This is a genomic window from Hydrogenophaga atypica (assembly GCF_042665215.1).
Classification (GTDB): domain Bacteria; phylum Pseudomonadota; class Gammaproteobacteria; order Burkholderiales; family Burkholderiaceae_C; genus Hydrogenophaga; species Hydrogenophaga defluvii_A.
On the sequence record NZ_JBHTCA010000002.1, the window covers coordinates 197,501 to 200,000 of the forward strand.

The window sequence follows — 2,500 nt, forward strand, 5'->3', positions numbered from 1 at the left end:
ACCTTGCGGCCTGTTACCGTTCGACTTGCATGTGTAAAGCATGCCGCCAGCGTTCAATCTGAGCCAGGATCAAACTCTTTAGTTCGATCTTGAATTTTTTGCCCAACCTGTCACCAGGTCAGACCACTCATAAAACGGAATTGAGAAGATCATCACATTTCTGCGATATTTCATCTCTTACTATTCCATGAGCGTTTGTGATTCCGAAGAATCTGCAGGCAACTCGTCGCCTTCAAACGCCCACGCTTATCGGCTGTAGTTTGTTAATGAACCACAACTCAGAACACCCAAGCAGGCCTCTCAGCACCACTCGTCATCCTTCGTTTTCTTAGCACCGCCGCGATCAGCAGAGCCTCGTATTATGACACAGTTTTTGGTCAGTCGTCAAAGTTTTTTCTGACGACTCACAAGAAACCAGTCAACTTTTCCCCTCGCACCCCAGAGAACCCCTCTCAGAGCATGCTCACAGACCTCGCTCTCACCAGAGAACGAAACGCCCGGCACCAGCACTGCGCTGGCATCGGGCGTTTGGTCTTTATAAGAGCCTGACGATGACCTACTTTCACACGGGAATCCGCACTATCATCGGCGCTAAGTCGTTTCACTGTCCTGTTCGGGATGGGAAGGAGTGGTACCAACTTGCTATGGTCGTCAGGCATAACGGGTTGCCGCACTGAGCACATGCTCAGCACAGCGAATTCATAGAGTCTTATCAGCTTTTTCGATTGCGCTACGTCTATTCACTTGAATGCGTGCATAAGAACAGTTGGATTCAACTGTGTTCAGACACTCATCTTTGATCGATTTTTGATCAAAGTTATAGGGTCAAGCCGCACGAGCAATTAGTACTGGTTAGCTTAACGCATTACTGCGCTTCCACACCCAGCCTATCAACGTCCTGGTCTTGAACGACTCTTTAGGGGGCTCAAGGCCCCGGCAGATCTCATCTTGGAACGAGTTTCCCGCTTAGATGCTTTCAGCGGTTATCTCTTCCGCACTTAGCTACCCGGCAATGCCACTGGCGTGACAACCGGTACACCAGAGGTGCGTCCACTCCGGTCCTCTCGTACTAGGAGCAGGCTTCCTCAAATCTGCAGCGCCCACGGAAGATAGGGACCAAACTGTCTCACGACGTTTTAAACCCAGCTCACGTACCTCTTTAAATGGCGAACAGCCATACCCTTGGGACCGGCTACAGCCCCAGGATGAGATGAGCCGACATCGAGGTGCCAAACACCGCCGTCGATATGAACTCTTGGGCGGTATCAGCCTGTTATCCCCAGAGTACCTTTTATCCGTTGAGCGATGGCCCTTCCATACAGAACCACCGGATCACTATGTCCTGCTTTCGCATCTGCTCGACTTGTCAGTCTCGCAGTTAAGCACGCTTATGCCATTGCACTATCGTCACGATGTCCGACCGTAACTAGCGTACCTTCGAACTCCTCCGTTACGCTTTGGGAGGAGACCGCCCCAGTCAAACTGCCTACCATGCACGGTCCCCGATCCAGATAATGGACCTAGGTTAGAACCTCAAACACACCAGGGTGGTATTTCAACGTTGGCTCCATGCGATCTAGCGACCGCACTTCAAAGCCTCCCACCTATCCTACACAGATCTGTTCAAAGTCCAATACAAAGCTACAGTAAAGGTTCATGGGGTCTTTCCGTCTTTCCGCGGGGAGATTGCATCATCACAAACATTTCAACTTCGCTGAGTCTCAGGAGGAGACAGTGTGGCCATCGTTACGCCATTCGTGCAGGTCGGAACTTACCCGACAAGGAATTTCGCTACCTTAGGACCGTTATAGTTACGGCCGCCGTTTACTGGGACTTCGATCAAGAGCTTGCACCCCATCAATTAATCTTCCAGCACCGGGCAGGCGTCACACCCTATACGTCCACTTTCGTGTTTGCAGAGTGCTGTGTTTTTAATAAACAGTCGCAGCCACCTATTTTTTGCAACCCATTCGTGCTCAGATGTTCTCATCACACTACTAGGGCACACCTTCTTCCGAAGTTACGGTGTCAATTTGCCGAGTTCCTTCTCCTGAGTTCTCTCAAGCGCCTTAGAATACTCATCTCGCGCACCAGTGTCGGTTTGCGGTACGGTCGTTGTTAGCTGAAGCTTAGTGGCTTTTCCTGGGACCTCGTTCAGTTACTTCAAGAGCAAGCTCTCTCGATCGACAGCCTCGGTATATGTGCGCCGGATTTACCTAACGCACGCCTACTTCTGTCTAAACCGGCACTTCCAACCGCCGGATAACCTATTAAGATCCGTCCCCACATCGCACTAACAATCGGTACAGGAATATTGACCTGTTTCCCATCAGCTACGCATCTCTGCCTCGCCTTAGGGGCCGACTCACCCTACGCCGATGAACGTTGCGTAGGAAACCTTGCGCTTACGGCGAGCGGGCTTTTCACCCGCTTTAACGCTACTCATGTCAGCATTCGCACTTCTGATACCTCCAGCATCCTTTACAAGACACCTTCACAG

The 2,500-nt window shown here is 51.0% G+C and carries 3 rRNA genes (2 of these 3 cut by a window edge); all 3 read right to left on the minus strand.

What is annotated here, in order from left to right:
* A 16S ribosomal RNA gene (locus ACFQPB_RS03300) occupies positions 1–85 on the minus strand; it reaches 1,444 nt to the left of the window's first position.
* A 458-nt stretch (positions 86–543) separates the two neighbouring features.
* Positions 544–656, minus strand: a 5S ribosomal RNA gene (gene rrf / locus ACFQPB_RS03305).
* Between the two features lie 165 nt (positions 657–821).
* Positions 822–2,500, minus strand: a 23S ribosomal RNA gene (locus ACFQPB_RS03310) (it continues 1,196 nt past the right edge of the window).